Annotated in this window: 15 protein-coding genes; 7 read left to right on the forward strand and 8 right to left on the reverse strand. The window is 59.3% G+C overall.

Annotated features, from left to right (window positions below):
* Positions 1–85: 85 nt before the first annotated feature.
* From hflD to PKE98_RS13740, 3 genes are all read right to left on the reverse strand, one after another.
* On the reverse strand, positions 86–706 hold the full coding sequence (gene hflD / locus PKE98_RS13730; protein ID WP_271195865.1) for a high frequency lysogenization protein HflD: 621 nt from the start codon (positions 704–706) through the stop codon (positions 86–88).
* The gene (mnmA, locus tag PKE98_RS13735) at positions 703–1821 is read right to left on the reverse strand and encodes a tRNA 2-thiouridine(34) synthase MnmA (RefSeq protein WP_271195866.1); all 1119 of its coding nucleotides are present in this window, start codon (positions 1819–1821) and stop codon (positions 703–705) included. Before mnmA ends, hflD begins: the two co-directional genes overlap by 4 nt.
* A gap of 71 nt (positions 1822–1892) precedes the next feature.
* The gene (locus tag PKE98_RS13740) at positions 1893–2333 is read right to left on the reverse strand and encodes an NUDIX hydrolase (protein WP_271195867.1); all 441 of its coding nucleotides are present in this window, start codon (positions 2331–2333) and stop codon (positions 1893–1895) included.
* A gap of 322 nt (positions 2334–2655) precedes the next feature.
* Here PKE98_RS13740 and icd point away from each other — a divergent pair, with 322 nt between their 5' ends.
* The gene (gene icd / locus PKE98_RS13745) at positions 2656–3912 is read left to right on the forward strand and encodes an NADP-dependent isocitrate dehydrogenase (protein ID WP_271195868.1); all 1257 of its coding nucleotides are present in this window, start codon (positions 2656–2658) and stop codon (positions 3910–3912) included.
* Positions 3913–3993: 81 nt separating this feature from the next.
* Here the strand turns inward: icd and cspD are convergent, their stop codons facing one another.
* Positions 3994–4260 carry a cold shock domain-containing protein CspD gene (gene cspD / locus PKE98_RS13750; RefSeq protein WP_271195869.1) on the reverse strand — a complete coding sequence of 89 codons (267 nt, stop codon included), beginning with the start codon at positions 4258–4260 and terminating at the stop codon, positions 3994–3996.
* 226 nt (positions 4261–4486) lie between these two features.
* Between cspD and clpS the strand changes: the two genes are divergently transcribed.
* A complete protein-coding gene (clpS, locus tag PKE98_RS13755) occupies positions 4487–4849 on the forward strand; it encodes an ATP-dependent Clp protease adapter ClpS (protein ID WP_108094532.1) in 363 nt (120 codons plus the stop codon).
* 29 nt (positions 4850–4878) lie between these two features.
* The gene (clpA, locus tag PKE98_RS13760) at positions 4879–7149 is read left to right on the forward strand and encodes an ATP-dependent Clp protease ATP-binding subunit ClpA (RefSeq protein ID WP_271195870.1); all 2271 of its coding nucleotides are present in this window, start codon (positions 4879–4881) and stop codon (positions 7147–7149) included.
* 71 nt (positions 7150–7220) lie between these two features.
* Here clpA and infA read toward each other — a convergent pair whose 3' ends face one another.
* From infA to trxB, 4 genes are all read right to left on the reverse strand, one after another.
* Entirely contained in the window at positions 7221–7439 is a 219-nt protein-coding gene (gene infA / locus PKE98_RS13765; protein WP_002553999.1) for a translation initiation factor IF-1, read from the reverse strand.
* Between the two features lie 100 nt (positions 7440–7539).
* The gene (locus PKE98_RS13770; protein WP_271195871.1) at positions 7540–8247 is read right to left on the reverse strand and encodes an arginyltransferase; all 708 of its coding nucleotides are present in this window, start codon (positions 8245–8247) and stop codon (positions 7540–7542) included.
* Positions 8248–8301: 54 nt separating this feature from the next.
* Entirely contained in the window at positions 8302–8982 is a 681-nt protein-coding gene (gene aat, locus PKE98_RS13775; protein ID WP_271195872.1) for a leucyl/phenylalanyl-tRNA--protein transferase, read from the reverse strand.
* A gap of 60 nt (positions 8983–9042) precedes the next feature.
* Complete coding sequence (gene trxB / locus PKE98_RS13780; protein ID WP_271195873.1) at positions 9043–9990, reverse strand: thioredoxin-disulfide reductase; 948 nt, start codon at positions 9988–9990, stop codon at positions 9043–9045.
* A gap of 324 nt (positions 9991–10314) precedes the next feature.
* Between trxB and ftsK the strand changes: the two genes are divergently transcribed.
* From ftsK to crcB, 4 genes are read left to right on the forward strand one after another with little or no spacing between them, the layout of a single operon-like run.
* Positions 10315–12765 (forward strand): DNA translocase FtsK, encoded by a 2451-nt coding sequence (gene ftsK, locus PKE98_RS13785; RefSeq protein ID WP_271196033.1) that lies wholly within the window; start codon positions 10315–10317, stop codon positions 12763–12765.
* A 49-nt stretch (positions 12766–12814) separates the two neighbouring features.
* Positions 12815–13444 (forward strand): outer membrane lipoprotein periplasmic chaperone LolA, encoded by a 630-nt coding sequence (gene lolA / locus PKE98_RS13790; protein WP_271195874.1) that lies wholly within the window; start codon positions 12815–12817, stop codon positions 13442–13444.
* Between the two features lie 34 nt (positions 13445–13478).
* Positions 13479–14804, forward strand: a complete 1326-nt coding sequence (locus PKE98_RS13795; RefSeq protein ID WP_271195875.1) for a replication-associated recombination protein A — start codon at positions 13479–13481, stop codon at positions 14802–14804.
* Positions 14801–15175: a fluoride efflux transporter CrcB gene (gene crcB, locus PKE98_RS13800; protein WP_271195876.1), complete on the forward strand. Its 375-nt coding sequence runs from the start codon at positions 14801–14803 to the stop codon at positions 15173–15175. The genes PKE98_RS13795 and crcB overlap by 4 nt, the downstream gene beginning before the upstream one ends.
* Positions 15176–15185 lie beyond the last annotated feature (10 nt).

A 15185-nucleotide genomic window follows, 5' to 3' on the forward strand; every position in this document is an offset into this window, starting at 1 on the left:
ACATAGAAAAGACTCGCCTGGCCCGCGCTGCAACGATCAGCGACGCGCGGGCTTGTCGGCGAGTTTTCGGTTTGCCAGCGAGCTGCTAGCCGCGAACCAGTGGGTAGAGGTCTTTAAGCAACTTACGGCGGTTGAGTACCAGCTGCCAGCGATGGCCTCCCAACTGACGCCAGAGGCGCGCTGAGCGGATGCCGGCCAGCAGTAACGCACGAATTTTTGCCGCATTGCTTGGCTGCTGCAGATTGCGCATGTCGCCATGCACCTGAATGCGTTGGCGGAAGGTGCTCAGGGTGTCCTGATACAGGCCGCCGCTGGCAGCGATCACGTTTTCGTGCACCAGGCCGAAGTGCTGCACCTGTTGCTGAATCTGGTCGAGACGCTTGCCGATGGTTTCGAGCATGTCCTCGCGCTTGGCCAGCTTGCGCTCCAGGCCCAGCAGGGCGAGGGCGTAACGCAATGGCTCGCGTTGCAGGGTGTTGGGGTCGCGTTCCAGTGCGCTGAGCAGGGCGCGGTAGCCGTTGCGCAGATTGATATCGTCGCCGCCGTACACATCCAGCGTGGTTTGCGGGTCGCGCACCATCAGGCTGCCAAGCATGCAGCCCAGTGCGCCTTCGCTGATTTGCCCGGTACGCGCTACCTGGTCCACCAAAAACGCCGCCTCAAACACACCGCCGAGGGCAATCAGTTGTTCCTGAGTGGGCGTCATGCGCGCTTTTCCTTACTGCTCCAGGGTTCTGCTACTTCTATTACACCGCCGCCCAGGCAGATTTCGCCGTCGTAGAACACCACGGACTGGCCCGGCGTCACCGCGCGCTGTGGCATGGCGAAGATGGCGCGATAACCGGTGGCGGTTTTTTCCAGGGTGCAGGCCTGGTCGCCCTGGCGGTAACGGACCTTGGCGGTCAGTTGGCGCGGGGTGCTGAGGTCGATCGGATTGACCCAATAGATTTCCGAGCAGAGCAGGGCGCTCGAAAACAGCCACGGGTGTTCGTTGCCCTGGCCGACTACCAGCACATTGCGCTCGAGGTCTTTGATCAGCACGTACCACGGCTCTTCGCCGGCATCTTTCAAACCCCCGATACCCAGCCCCTGGCGCTGGCCAATGGTGTGGTACATCAGGCCGTGGTGGCGGCCGATCACTTCACCTTCGGTGGTCTCGATATTGCCGGGCTGGGCGGGAAGGTACTGCTTGAGGAAGTCGCTGAAGCGGCGCTCACCAATAAAGCAGATGCCGGTGGAGTCTTTCTTCTTCGCCGTTGCCAACTCGTGCTTTTCGGCAATGGCGCGCACTTGCGGCTTTTCCAATTCGCCGACCGGGAACAGGGTTTTGGCCAGTTGTTCGCCACCAACGGCGTGCAGGAAGTAGCTCTGGTCCTTGTTCGGGTCCAGGCCCTTGAGCAGTTCGGTGCGGCCGTCGATATCGCGGCGGCGCACGTAGTGGCCGGTGGCGATCAGGTCGGCACCAAGCATCAACGCGTAATCAAGGAAGGCTTTGAACTTGATTTCACGGTTGCAGAGGATGTCCGGATTCGGCGTGCGGCCGGCTTTATATTCAGCCAGGAAGTGCTCGAACACGTTGTCCCAGTACTCGGCGGCGAAGTTGGCGGTGTGCAGCTTGATGCCGATCTTGTCGCAGACCGCCTGCGCGTCAGCCATGTCATCCATGGCGGTGCAGTATTCGGTGCCGTCGTCTTCCTCCCAGTTCTTCATGAACAAGCCTTCCACCTGGTAACCCTGCTCCAGGAGCAGAACGGCAGAAACGGAGGAGTCGACACCGCCGGACATGCCGACGATCACGCGGGTAGAGGAATTGTCACGCATAGGGATTCGGATGCAGGGCTTTTCGGAAAAACGCGATTCTATCAGGCCGACCGGTTAAACGGTGATCGGCGCTAGTCACGCAGCAGTGCAAGGGGGAAGCGTTCGCCGCCGAGATAGTCATCGATGCAGCGCACGACCAGCTCGCTACGCCAGCGTTCGGGCTGCGCGACCAGTTCTTCGCGCGTGAGCCATTGCGGGCCGATGATGCCGTCGTCCAGCTGATAGTTGTCGCGTTGCTGCAAGGCCTTGGCGGCAAAGCACACGCGCTGGTAGGTCACCCCGTTGCTCGGGGCGGTATAAAGGTAGATGCCGGTGACGGCCGTCAGCTCTACGTCCCAGCCAGTTTCTTCCAGCGTTTCCCGAATAGCGGCCTGCATGAGACTTTCGTCGGCTTCCAAGTGGCCGGCAGGCTGATTAAATACAGCGCGCCCGTCGGCGGTTTCTTCCACGAGCAAGAAGCGGCCTTGTTCTTCTACGATGGTGGCCACGGTGACGTGAGGGGTAAAGCGCATGTGTAACTCCTGTGCGATCAGCGCGCGGTAAGGTGGTCAGGCCGGCGCCAAAAAAGGCAATATCGGGTCAAGCTGCTAGGCTGAAAAGCGCCGCTATGCGTCGCCAAATGTAGTGAGCATGTAGTTTGACTACAGAGATAGGCTTGATGCCGTATTCATGCGGCCTGCAGCGGGTGTTTAGTCCTATAAATAAGAGAAAAGTGCGTGACTTTCTGTAGAAATACTACAAGAATGGCCCGCCTTTCCGAGACCAATTCAAGTTCCATATCGCCGCGCCAACCGCGCGACGGGATGTCAGACCACGAAAGCAACGGAGTCCAGCATGGGATACCAAAAGATCCAGGTGCCAGCAACCGGTGACAAAATCACCGTCAATGCCGATATGTCCCTGAATGTACCGAACAACCCAATCATCCCTTTTATCGAGGGTGATGGTATTGGGGTAGATATCAGCCCAGTGATGATCAAAGTCGTTGATGCTGCCGTAAACAAAGCCTACGGCGGCGAGCGCAAGATCTCCTGGATGGAAGTTTACGCTGGCGAGAAAGCTACTCAGGTTTACGACCAGGACACCTGGTTGCCGAAAGAAACCCTGGAAGCCGTACGTGATTACGTTGTATCGATCAAAGGTCCTTTGACCACTCCGGTTGGCGGCGGCATTCGTTCCCTGAACGTGGCCCTGCGTCAGGAGCTCGATCTGTACGTTTGCCTGCGCCCAGTGCGTTGGTTCACCGGTGTACCTAGCCCGGTTAAAAAGCCTCAAGACGTCGACATGACTATCTTCCGTGAAAACTCGGAAGACATTTATGCCGGTATCGAGTGGAAAGCCGGCTCGCCGGAAGCTGAAAAAGTCATCAAGTTCCTGAAAGAAGAAATGGGTGTTACCAAAATCCGTTTCGACCAGGACTGCGGTATCGGCGTCAAGCCGGTGTCCAAGCAAGGTACTCAGCGTCTGGTGCGTAAAGCACTGCAATACGTGGTCGATAACAACCGCGACTCGCTGACCATCGTGCACAAAGGCAACATCATGAAGTTCACTGAAGGTGCCTTCAAAGATTGGGGCTACGAAGTCGCCAAAAACGAATTCGGTGCCGAGCTGCTCGATGGCGGCCCTTGGATGCAATTCACCAACCCGAACACTGGCAAGAAGGTTGTAGTTAAAGACGCCATCGCCGACGCCATGCTCCAGCAGATCCTGCTGCGCCCGGCCGAGTACGATGTCATCGCTACCCTGAACCTGAACGGTGATTACCTCTCCGACGCCCTGGCGGCCGAAGTGGGCGGTATCGGTATTGCTCCGGGCGCCAACCTGTCCGACAACATCGCCATGTTCGAAGCTACCCACGGCACAGCGCCTAAGTACGCTGGTAAAGATCAGGTGAACCCAGGTTCGCTGATTCTCTCCGCCGAAATGATGCTGCGTCACATGGGCTGGACTGAAGCGGCCGATCTGATCATCGACGGCGTCAACGGTGCCATCTCGGCTAAAACCGTTACCTACGACTTCGAGCGTTTGATGGAAGGTGCAACACTGCTGTCGTCTTCCGCGTTCGGCGACGCCATGATCAAGCACATGTGATCATCGCGTAGCGATAAAAAAAGGCCGGTCTAATGACCGGCCTTTTTTATGCGCATTCATTCTAGCCCGAACGGCTAAAAATCACGCATCAGAGGTAACTGCCTGTGGCTGAGTAACCGCCACGGGAGGGGCGTCGGCTGTCTGGGTGATCGAGCTGATGTTTACCGCGTGCAGACCTTTGGGGCCTTGAATAATATCGAAGCTGACCGGCTGGCCTGCTTTGAGGGTTTTGTAACCGTCCATCTGGATAGCCGAGTAGTGGGCGAACAGGTCCTCATCTCGGCCGTCAGCCAGGATAAACCCATAGCCCTTGGCGTTGTTGAACCACTTGACCTTACCGCTAAGCATGCTGATATCCCTCTGCAAATACACCCACCACTGGGGTATTATCCGTTACGACTCCGCGCGGCAAGCACCGCTTTGGTAAGCGCGCAGACCCTGATACCCTCGATTGGGTATTCTCTGTTTGTAACACTGATTTACTGATAGTCAAGGCGACCGCACGACCGTCTGCGAAGTCGGTCAAAATCTTGTCTGTCGTCCCACTCCCACAATTACGAACCTTTCATCCCACATGCGTGTAAGTAGCCAGATTCGACTAACATTCAATCAGGACCATCCCGAGCCGCATGAGGATGACGCCTCCGGCTTGGCCGTTCAGGAAGCCAAGCCCGCGTTGCAGGCACCACCGATGTATAAAGTGGTTTTGTTCAACGACGATTACACCCCGATGGATTTTGTTGTCGAAATTCTTGAAGTGTTCTTCAGTTTGAACAGAGAAGTGGCAACCAAAATCATGCTGACCGTTCATACAGAGGGACGGGCAGTGTGCGGCGTGTTCACCCGCGATGTTGCAGAGACCAAGGCAATGCAGGTCAACCAATACGCGAGAGAAAGCCAACACCCGCTACTCTGTGAGATAGAGAAAGACGGTTAATTGCGACTGCTTGGTTATGAGGTGAAGCTATGTTGAATCGAGAGCTCGAAGTCACCCTCAATCTGGCCTTCAAGGAGGCCCGCACCAAGCGTCATGAGTTCATGACGGTTGAGCACCTCTTGTTGGCCCTATTGGATAACGAGGCTGCCGCCTCGGTCCTGCGTGCCTGCGGAGCGAATCTGGACAAGCTGCGCAATGATTTGCAGGAGTTTATCGACTCCACTACGCCCCTGATCCCTCAGCACGATGAAGAGCGCGAAACCCAGCCAACCCTGGGCTTTCAGCGTGTGCTGCAGCGCGCGGTATTCCACGTGCAGAGTTCGGGCAAGCGTGAAGTGACCGGTGCGAACGTGCTGGTGGCCATTTTCAGTGAACAGGAAAGTCAGGCGGTCTTCCTGCTCAAGCAACAAAGTGTCGCGCGTATCGATGTGGTCAACTTCATCGCCCACGGTATTTCCAAGGTTCCCGGCCACGCCGATCACACCGACAACGATCAGGAAATGCAGGACGAAGAGGGCGGTGAATCCTCCTCGTCGAGCAATCCGCTGGACGCCTATGCCAGCAATCTCAACGAGGCTGCGCGTCTGGGTCGTATCGATCCGTTGGTGGGGCGCGAGGGTGAAGTCGAGCGCGTCGCGCAGATTCTCGCCCGTCGCCGCAAAAACAACCCGTTGCTGGTGGGCGAGGCGGGGGTGGGTAAAACGGCCATCGCCGAAGGCCTGGCCAAGCGCATCGTGGACGGTCAGGTTCCGGATCTACTGGCAGACAGCGTGGTCTATTCGCTGGATCTCGGCGCCTTGCTGGCCGGCACCAAATACCGCGGTGACTTCGAGAAGCGCCTGAAAGCGTTGCTCAACGAGCTGCGCAAACGCCCGCACGCCATTCTGTTTATCGATGAAATTCACACCATTATCGGTGCCGGCGCTGCCTCTGGTGGCGTAATGGATGCGTCGAATCTGCTCAAGCCCATGCTGTCATCCGGCGAGATTCGCTGCATTGGTTCCACCACCTTCCAGGAATTCCGCGGCATCTTCGAAAAAGACCGTGCGCTGGCCCGTCGCTTCCAGAAGGTGGATGTGACCGAGCCCTCGGTGGAAGACACCATCGGTATTCTGCGTGGCCTCAAAGGCCGTTTCGAGCAGCACCACGGTCTGGAGTACAGCGATGAGTCGCTGCGCGCTGCCGCAGAGCTCGCCTCGCGCTATATCAACGACCGCCATATGCCCGACAAGGCTATCGACGTTATCGACGAGGCAGGGGCCTACCAGCGCCTGCAGCCGGTCGAAAAGCGCGTGGCCCGTATCGAGGTGGAGCATGTCGAAGATATCGTCGCGAAAATTGCGCGCATTCCCCCGAAACATGTCACCAGCTCCGACAAAGAGCTGCTGCGTAACCTTGAGCGTGACCTGAAGCTGACCGTATTCGGCCAGGACGCGGCCATCGATTCGCTGGCAACTGCCATCAAGCTTTCGCGTGCCGGTCTCAAGTCGCCGGACAAACCGGTCGGTTCCTTCCTGTTCGCCGGGCCTACCGGTGTGGGTAAAACCGAGGCGGCGCGGCAGTTGGCCAAGGCCATGGGTATCGAGCTGGTGCGCTTCGACATGTCCGAGTACATGGAGCGCCACACCGTTTCCCGCTTGATTGGTGCGCCTCCAGGCTATGTTGGGTTCGATCAGGGCGGTCTGCTCACCGAAGCGATCACCAAGATGCCGCACTGCGTCTTGCTGCTCGACGAAATCGAGAAGGCTCACCCGGAAGTCTTCAACCTGCTGCTGCAGGTGATGGACCACGGCACCCTGACCGATAACAACGGCCGCAAGGCGGACTTCCGCAACGTTATTCTGATCATGACCACCAACGCCGGTGCCGAAACGGCAGCGCGGGCCTCGATCGGGTTTACCCATCAGGACCACTCCACCGACGCCATGGAAGTGATCAAGAAGAGCTTCACGCCAGAGTTCAGAAACCGCCTGGATACCATTATCCAGTTCGGTCGCCTGAGCCACGAAGTGATCAAAAGTGTGGTCGACAAGTTCCTCACTGAGTTGCAAGCGCAACTCGAGGACAAGCACGTCACACTGGAAGTCAGCGACGCGGCGCGCAATTGGCTGGCCACCGGTGGCTACGACACGCAAATGGGCGCCCGCCCAATGGCGCGTCTGATCCAGGACAAGATAAAGCGTCCGCTGGCAGAAGAAATTCTGTTTGGCGAGCTGGCCGAGCACGGCGGTGTGGTGCACATCGATGTGGTCGACGGCGAGATGACGTTCGGCTTCGAAACCACGGCCGAAATGGCGTAGCCGTTTCGGCGGGTTAAAGCCGCACCAACAAAAATGCCCAGCAGAAGCTGGGCATTTTTATTCGTACTGGCTTAGCGCGCGCGGTAAGTGATGCGGCCCTTGCTCAGATCGTACGGCGTCAACTCAACACGTACTTTGTCGCCGGTAAGAATGCGGATGTAGTTCTTGCGCATCTTTCCGGAGATGTGCGCGGTTACGACGTGCCCATTTTCCAACTCCACGCGAAACATGGTGTTAGGCAGGGTGTCGACGACAGTGCCTTCCATTTCGAAGCTGTCTTCTTTCGACATGCAGTAAAGCCCTCGGTATCCAATGAATGGCCCGGTGCAACTGGCGCCAGGCAAAAGCGGCGTGCATTGTGCCCGAAAACAGCCCCAGTCGCCAAGGTATTCAGGTGAGGGTGATCCACCGCTGATTGACGAACAGCTCAATCGGCCGGTATTGGGTCTTGTAATTCATCTTCCGGCAGCTCTTGATCCAATAGCCCAGGTACACCGCGTGCAGCCCTATACGGCGGGTTTCGGCTATTTGCCAGAGAATGGCGTAGCGCCCGAGGCTGCGGCGTTCTTCGTCCGGATCATAGAATGTGTAAACCGCCGAAAGGCCGTTGGGCAGCACGTCCGTCACCGCAATGGCGACCAGGCGGCCGTCGAGGCGGAACTCATAGAAGCGCGAGAAGGGCAGGTCACGCACCAGGAACGTGGTGAACTGGTCGCGATTGGGTGGGTACATATCGCCATCGGCATGGCGCTCTTCGATGTAGCGGGCGTAAAGCGCGTAATACTCTTCGTTGAAATTCGGCCGAACGGCGCGCACTTGCAGGTTTTCGTTGCGCTTGAGTATCCGCCGTTGCTGCCGATTGGGCTGGAACAGTGCCGCCGGAATGCGCGCCGGCACACAAGCGGTGCAGCCTTGGCAGTGGGGGCGGTAGAGGTGGTCGCCGCTGCGGCGAAAACCCATTTCCGAAAGTTCGGCATACACCTCCACATCCATGGGCTGACTGGGGTCGAGGAACAGCGTGGTCGCTTGTTCATCGGGCAGGTAGCTGCAGGGATGGGGTTGAGTGGCATAGAACTTAAGGCGCGCCAGCTCGGTCATGGTCAACACTCTTGAGAGCCTGGGCTTAAGTGTATGCCAGGGTTCCGGACTCGACTAGGCGACCCAGTCCGCTGTGCTCGGTTCATTGAGGTGGCGGGCCAGAAAACCGGCAAATTCAGCGCGTGGAATAGGCCGCGCGCCGAAGCTATGCAGGTGCTGAGTGGGCATCTGGCAGTCGATCAGCACGAACCCCCACGCCCTGAGATGCGCCACCAGCGTGGCGAAGCCGACCTTGGAGGCGTTGTCGGCATGGCTGAACATCGACTCGCCAAAAAACAGCCGCCCCATCGCCAGCCCGTATAACCCGCCGACCAGCGTGCCGTTTTCGCGCACTTCTACCGAATGGGCAAAACCCTGCTGATGCAGCTTCAGATAGGCGGCCTGCATGGCATCGGTGATCCAGGTGCCGTCGGCATAGCTGCGCGGCCCGGCGCAGGCGGCAATTACTGCCGCGAAGTCCTTGTCGAACGTGACCTGGTAGCGCCCTTGGCGGATAACCTTGGCCAGGCTGCGCGAGACATGGATTTCGTCCGGGAACAGTACCGTGCGCGGGTCAGGCGACCACCACAAGATCGGCTGCCCTTCGGAAAACCAGGGGAAGCAGCCGTGCCGATAAGCTGCCACCAGGCGCTCGGCGCTCAGGTCGCCGCCGGCTGCCAGCAGCCCGTCGGGATCGCGCAAGGCTTTCTCTAAAGGCGGGAATTCGAGGGTGGTGCGTTGCAGCCAAGTGAGCATGGTCAGGCCCGGCCGAAGAGAGGAGGGCGGGCCGCCAGGGCCCGCCAAACGAGGCGTTGTCTACAGGTCCAGGTATTTCTCGGCATCCAGCGCGGCCATGCAACCGGCGCCGGCCGAGGTAATGGCCTGGCGGTACACGTGGTCGGCTACGTCACCAGCGGCGAACACGCCTTCGATGTTGGTGGCCGTCACGTTGCCTTCACTGCCACCTTTGATCAGCAGGTAGCCGTCGCGCATTTCCAACTGGCCAGTGAAGAGGTCGGTGTTAGGTTTGTGGCCGATGGCAATGAACACGCCGGCCAGGGGCAGTTCCGAGGTCTCGCCGGTGTGGCTGTCGCGCAGGCGCACGCCGGTGACGCCTTTGTTGTCGCCCAGTACTTCGTCCAGGTTCTGGTTCCAGTGCAGGCGCATATTGCCGTTGGCGGCTTTTTCGAAGAGCTTGTCCTGCAGGATTTTCTCGGCGCGCAGCTTGTCGCGACGGTGCACCAGGTGCACTTCCTTGGCGATATTGGACAGGTACAGCGCTTCTTCGACGGCCGTGTTGCCGCCGCCGATTACCGCCACAACCTGGTTGCGATAGAAGAAGCCGTCGCAGGTGGCGCAGGCCGAAACGCCCTGGCCGGCGAATGCTTCTTCGGACGGCAGCCCCAGGTATTGGGCGGAGGCGCCGGTGGCGATGATCAGTGCATCGCACGTGTAGGTGCCGCTGTCGCCTTTGAGGGTGAACGGCTTGCTCTGCAACTCGGCGGTGTGGATGTGGTCGTAGACAATCTCGGTATCGAAGCGCTCGGCGTGCTTTTGCATGCGCTCCATGAGGGCCGGGCCTGTGAGGCCTTCAACGTCACCGGGCCAGTTGTCCACTTCCACGGTGGTAGTCAGTTGGCCGCCGGGTTGAATACCAGTAATAACCAAAGGTTTGAGGTTGGCTCGTGCGGCATACACGGCAGCGCTATAGCCGGCGGGGCCGGAGCCCAGGATGATCAGGCGCGAATGCTTGACTTCACTCATAAAAAGACCCCATAAGCCTTTGTCACAAAAGAGAATGCGTGCTCAAATTGGGCCGCATGAAAGATGTTGGCAGCTATGCTACACCGAAGCAGCAGAGGCCGGCAAAACGCACCGCAGGCACGCCTGGGCGCGTGGCAACAAGCGGGTAAATCCGTACAATGCAGACTGCGTGAAAACGTAGCGAGCGAAGGTTTGGCAAGGCAAAAACAGTTGGAAAAGCGCAGTTGACACTTAGTCAATGAGCATTTTCCGCCTGTTTTTAACGCCGCTAAACCGAGCGCAGTCGTTTTCACACGGTCTGAATGGCCGAGTTTTTCGCCGGCAATCGTTAGTTGGACGCGCCACAAGCGCAGGAAAAGACGCGTTTTGAAGAATTCCACCACCACCGCTCAAGCACCAGTCTGGCGTCAGCAATTGCACTACCGGCTCAAGGAAGGTGCATTGATCGCCCTCGGTGCGCTTTGCCTCTATCTGTGGATGGCATTGCTCACCTACGACCAGAACGATCCGGGCTGGACCCACACCAGCAACGTGGTGCAAGTGCAGAACGCCGCTGGCCGCGCCGGAGCCTGGTTCGCCGACATCCTGTTCATGGCCCTCGGCTACTTCGCTTACCTCTTTCCTGGCCTGCTGGTCATCAAGACCGTGCAGGTGTTTCGCAACCGTCATGAGCCGTGGCAGTGGAACGGCTGGCTGTTTTCCTGGCGCCTGATCGGCCTGGTGTTTCTGGTACTTTCCGGCGCCTCGCTGGCCTATATCCACTTTCATTCCGGCGGCACCATGCCGGCCTCTGCCGGGGGCGCGCTGGGCGAGAGCCTCGGCCAACTTGCCGTCGCTGCACTGAACGTGCAAGGCAGCACCTTGCTGTTTATCGCCTTGTTCCTGTTTGGCCTGACGGTGTTCAGCGACCTGTCGTGGTTCAAGGTCATGGACATCACCGGCAAGATCACCCTCGACCTCTTTGAACTGATCAACAGCCTGATCAACAACTGGTGGAGTTCGCGCGTGGAGCGCAAACAGCTGGTTGCGCAGCTGCGTGAAGTCGATGACCGCGTTAGCGAAGTCGCCGCTCCGGTGGTGCACGACCGCCGTGAACAGGCCAAAGTCAAAGAGCGCATCATCGAACGCGATGACGCCCTGAGCAAACACATGACCGAGCGCGAAAGCCGCCCGGCGCCGATCATTACCCCGCCAGCAGCGCCCAAGGCCGCCGAGCCGAGCAAGCGCGTGCAGAAAGAGAAGCAGGTATCCCTGTTTGTCGACAGCGCGGTGGAAGGCACCTTGCCACCGATTTCCATCCTCGACCCGGCCGAGAAGAAGCAGAAGAAATTCTCCCCGGAATCGCTGGAAGCCATGTCGCGTCTGCTCGAAATCAAGCTTAAGGAGTTTGGTGTCGAGGTGATCGTCGAATCCGTGCACCCGGGCCCGGTCATTACCCGTTTTGAAATCCAGCCGGCTGCCGGCATCAAGGTCAGCCGCATTTCCGGCCTGGCCCGCGACCTGGCGCGCTCACTGGCGGTTATGAGCGTGCGGGTGGTTGAAGTGATTCCCGGCAAGACCACCGTCGGTATCGAAATTCCCAACGAAGACCGCCAGATCGTGCGCTTCTCCGAAGTGCTGTCCTCGCCCGAGTACGACGACGCCAAGTCGCCCGTCACCTTGGCGTTGGGCCACGACATTGGCGGCCGTCCTGTCATCACTGACCTGGCACGCATGCCGCACCTGCTGGTGGCCGGTACTACCGGTTCCGGTAAGTCGGTGGGCGTGAACGCCATGATTCTGTCGATTCTTTTCAAGTCCGGCCCGGAAGATGCGCGCCTGATCATGATCGACCCGAAGATGCTCGAACTGTCGATCTACGAAGGCATTCCGCACTTGCTGTGCCCGGTGGTCACCGACATGAAGGAAGCGGCCAACGCCCTGCGTTGGAGCGTTGCCGAGATGGAGCGCCGCTACAAGCTGATGTCCAAGCTGGGCGTACGTAACCTCGCCGGTTTCAACCGCAAGGTCAAAGATGCCGAAGAAGCGGGCGAGCCGATTGCCGATCCGCTGTACAAGCGCGAAAGCATTCACGACGAAGCACCGCTGCTGCACACGCTGCCCACCATCGTGGTGGTGGTCGACGAGTTCGCCGACATGATGATGATCGTCGGCAAAAAGGTCGAAGAGCTGATCGCCCGTATCGCGCAAAAAGCCCGCGCGGCCGGTATTCACCTGATTCTTGCCACCCAGCGCCCGTCGGTGGATGTAATCACCGGTCTCATTAAGGCCAACATTCCCACCCGTATGGCGTTCCAGGTGTCGAGCAAGATCGATTCGCGCACCATTCTCGATCAGGGTGGCGCCGAACAACTGCTTGGTCACGGTGACATGCTGTATCTGCCACCGGGCACCGGTTTGCCGATCCGCGTTCACGGCGCGTTTGTGTCTGACGAAGAAGTGCACCGCGTGGTGGAGGCCTGGAAGCTGCGCGGCGCGCCGGACTACATCGACGACATTCTCAATGGTGTGGAAGAGGCCGGCAGCGGCTTTGACGGCGGCAGTGGTGGTGGTGAAGGTGGCGAGGGAAGTGAAGAAGACCCCCTGTACGACGAAGCGGTGCGTTTCGTGACCGAAAGCCGCCGCGCCTCGATTTCCGCCGTGCAGCGCAAGCTGAAAATTGGCTACAACCGCGCCGCGCGCATGGTCGAGGCGATGGAAATGGCCGGTGTGGTTACCGCCATGAACACCAATGGCTCGCGCGATGTGGTTGCCCCAGCGCCGATTCGCGACTGACGGCGCCTGTTTCCCCTTTTTTATGTGTAACCCAATGACGAGGATTTCCATGCGCCTGATCCGCTTGCTGTTGCTGGCTGCCATGGCTGTTACCGCGATTCCGGCGCAAGCCGACGATGAAGCCGCTGTGCAAAAGCTCACCCAGTTGCTCAGCCAGGCTCAAACCATCACGGCACGTTTTTCCCAGATTACCGTGGATGGCAGCGGCTCTACTTCGCTGCAGGAAACTGCCGGTGAGTTGGCGCTCAAACGCCCGGGCCTGTTCCGCTGGCATACCGACGAGCCGCAAGAGCAACTGCTGGTGTCCAACGGTCAGCAAATCTGGCTGTATGACCCCGATCTGCAGCAAGTCACCATTCAAAAGCTCGACCAGCGTCTGACCCACACACCAGCGCTGCTGCTGTCTGGCGATGTTTCGGAAATTCGTCAGAACTTCGATATCAGCTTCAAGGAAGCGGGCGACGTGGTGGACTTCACCCTCAAGCCCAAAGCCAAGGACACCCTGTTCGATAACCTGCGCTTGTCGTTCAAGAGAGGCGTGATCAACGACATGCAACTGATCGACAGCGTGGGCCAGCGCACCAATATCCTGTTTCTGGGCGTGAAGATGAACCCGGCGGTGGACGCCAAACAGTTCACCTTCGAGGTGCCTGCCGGCGCCGACGTCATCCAGGAATAACCGACCGCTTTTCTACGAGACGCCTGCGCCTGCCATGGACCTGTTCCGCAATACCCCCGTCGCTCAACCTCTGGCTGCTCGTTTGCGCGCGGCCAGCCTGGACGAGTACGTCGGTCAGGAGCACCTGCTGGCCCGTGGCAAACCGCTGCGCGAAGCGTTGGAGCAGGGCGCGCTGCATTCGATGATCTTCTGGGGGCCGCCTGGCGTGGGGAAAACTACCCTGGCGCGGTTGTTGGCCCAGGTTTCCGATGCACACTTCGAGACGATTTCTGCGGTGCTGTCCGGCGTGAAGGAAATTCGTCAGGCGGTCGAAGTGGCTCAGCAACACGCTGCGCAGTATGGCCGCCGCACCATTCTGTTTGTCGACGAAGTACACCGCTTCAACAAGTCGCAGCAGGATGCGTTTTTGCCGTACGTAGAAGACGGCACGCTGATCTTTATTGGCGCCACCACGGAAAACCCTTCGTTCGAACTGAACAACGCCTTGCTGTCACGGGCGCGCGTCTATGTATTGAAAAGCCTCGACGAAGAAGCCCTGCGCAAGTTGGTGCACCGCGCTCTTACCGATCCGAAAGGCCTGGGTGACCGCCGCCTCACGCTGCCGGACGAAAGCTTCAAGATTCTTATGGCCGCCGCCGACGGCGATGGCCGTCGCCTGCTGAACTTCCTCGAAAACGCTGCCGATCTCGCCGAAGACGATGGCGAACTGAGCGTGGACCTGCTGCAGAACCTGCTGGGCGACAGCCGCCGGCGGTTCGACAAGGGCGGCGAGGCCTTTTACGACCAGATTTCCGCACTGCACAAATCCGTGCGCGGCTCCAGCCCCGACGGCGCGCTGTACTGGTTTGCGCGCATGCTCGATGGCGGCTGCGACCCGCTGTATATCGCCCGCCGGGTAGTGCGCATGGCCAGCGAAGACATCGGCAACGCCGACCCGCGCGCCCTGACCTTGTGCCTGAATGCGTGGGATGTGCAGGAGCGTCTGGGTAGCCCCGAAGGTGAGCTGGCGGTGGCGCAGGCCATCGTCTATCTGGCCTGCGCCCCGAAGAGCAACGCCGTCTACAGCGCTTTCAAGGCCGCCATGCGCGATGCCGCCGAGCAAGGTTCGCAAGAGGTGCCATTGCACCTGCGCAATGCCCCGACCAAGCTGATGAAAGAGCTTGGCTACGGCGACGAATACCGCTACGCCCATGACGAGCCCGATGCGTACGCCGCCGGCGAAGATTACTTCCCCGACGCGCTCGAGCCCCGGCAGTATTACCAGCCGGTGGCGCGTGGCCTGGAACTGAAAATTCGCGACAAGCTCAACCACCTGGCCGCGCAAGACCGGGCCAGCCCACGGCAGCGGAGAAAACCATGATTCGTCTGATTCTCGCGGTAGCCCTCGGTGGCGCCGTCGGCACCTTGGTGCGCTTTGCTACTGGCACCTGGATCGCAGCCAACTGGCCGCAGCATTTCAGCCTCGGCACGTTTCTGGTGAACATTGTCGGCTGCCTGTTGATTGGCTTGTTGTACGGTTTCTTTTTGATGCGCCCGGAACTGCCGATAGAATTGCGCGCAGGTCTGATTGTCGGCTTCCTCGGTGGCCTGACAACGTTTTCTTCCTTTTCCCTCGACACACTGCGCCTGCTGGAAAGCGGGCAGTTGCCACTGGCCCTGGGCTACGCGGCGCTCAGTGTGTTCGGCGGCCTGCTCGCCACCTGGGCGGGCTTGCTCCTGACCAAACTCTGATGATGAGAGA

The organism is Pseudomonas turukhanskensis, assembly GCF_027922365.1.
Lineage (GTDB): Bacteria > Pseudomonadota > Gammaproteobacteria > Pseudomonadales > Pseudomonadaceae > Aquipseudomonas > Aquipseudomonas turukhanskensis.

Bases quoted from the DNA above. Each gene is read 5' to 3' on its own strand.
- hflD (WP_271195865.1), bottom strand. From the start codon at position 706: ATGACGCCCACTCAGGAACAACTGATTGCCCTCGGCGGTGTGTTTGAG.
- mnmA (WP_271195866.1), bottom strand. From the start codon at position 1,821: ATGCGTGACAATTCCTCTACCCGCGTGATCGTCGGCATGTCCGGCGGT.
- PKE98_RS13740 (WP_271195867.1), bottom strand. From the start codon at position 2,333: ATGCGCTTTACCCCTCACGTCACCGTGGCCACCATCGTAGAAGAACAA.
- icd (WP_271195868.1), top strand. From the start codon at position 2,656: ATGGGATACCAAAAGATCCAGGTGCCAGCAACCGGTGACAAAATCACC.
- cspD (WP_271195869.1), bottom strand. From the start codon at position 4,260: ATGCTTAGCGGTAAGGTCAAGTGGTTCAACAACGCCAAGGGCTATGGG.
- clpS (WP_108094532.1), top strand. From the start codon at position 4,487: ATGCGTGTAAGTAGCCAGATTCGACTAACATTCAATCAGGACCATCCC.
- clpA (WP_271195870.1), top strand. From the start codon at position 4,879: ATGTTGAATCGAGAGCTCGAAGTCACCCTCAATCTGGCCTTCAAGGAG.
- infA (WP_002553999.1), bottom strand. From the start codon at position 7,439: ATGTCGAAAGAAGACAGCTTCGAAATGGAAGGCACTGTCGTCGACACC.
- PKE98_RS13770 (WP_271195871.1), bottom strand. From the start codon at position 8,247: ATGACCGAGCTGGCGCGCCTTAAGTTCTATGCCACTCAACCCCATCCC.
- aat (WP_271195872.1), bottom strand. From the start codon at position 8,982: ATGCTCACTTGGCTGCAACGCACCACCCTCGAATTCCCGCCTTTAGAG.
- trxB (WP_271195873.1), bottom strand. From the start codon at position 9,990: ATGAGTGAAGTCAAGCATTCGCGCCTGATCATCCTGGGCTCCGGCCCC.
- lolA (WP_271195874.1), top strand. From the start codon at position 12,815: ATGCGCCTGATCCGCTTGCTGTTGCTGGCTGCCATGGCTGTTACCGCG.
- PKE98_RS13795 (WP_271195875.1), top strand. From the start codon at position 13,479: ATGGACCTGTTCCGCAATACCCCCGTCGCTCAACCTCTGGCTGCTCGT.
- crcB (WP_271195876.1), top strand. From the start codon at position 14,801: ATGATTCGTCTGATTCTCGCGGTAGCCCTCGGTGGCGCCGTCGGCACC.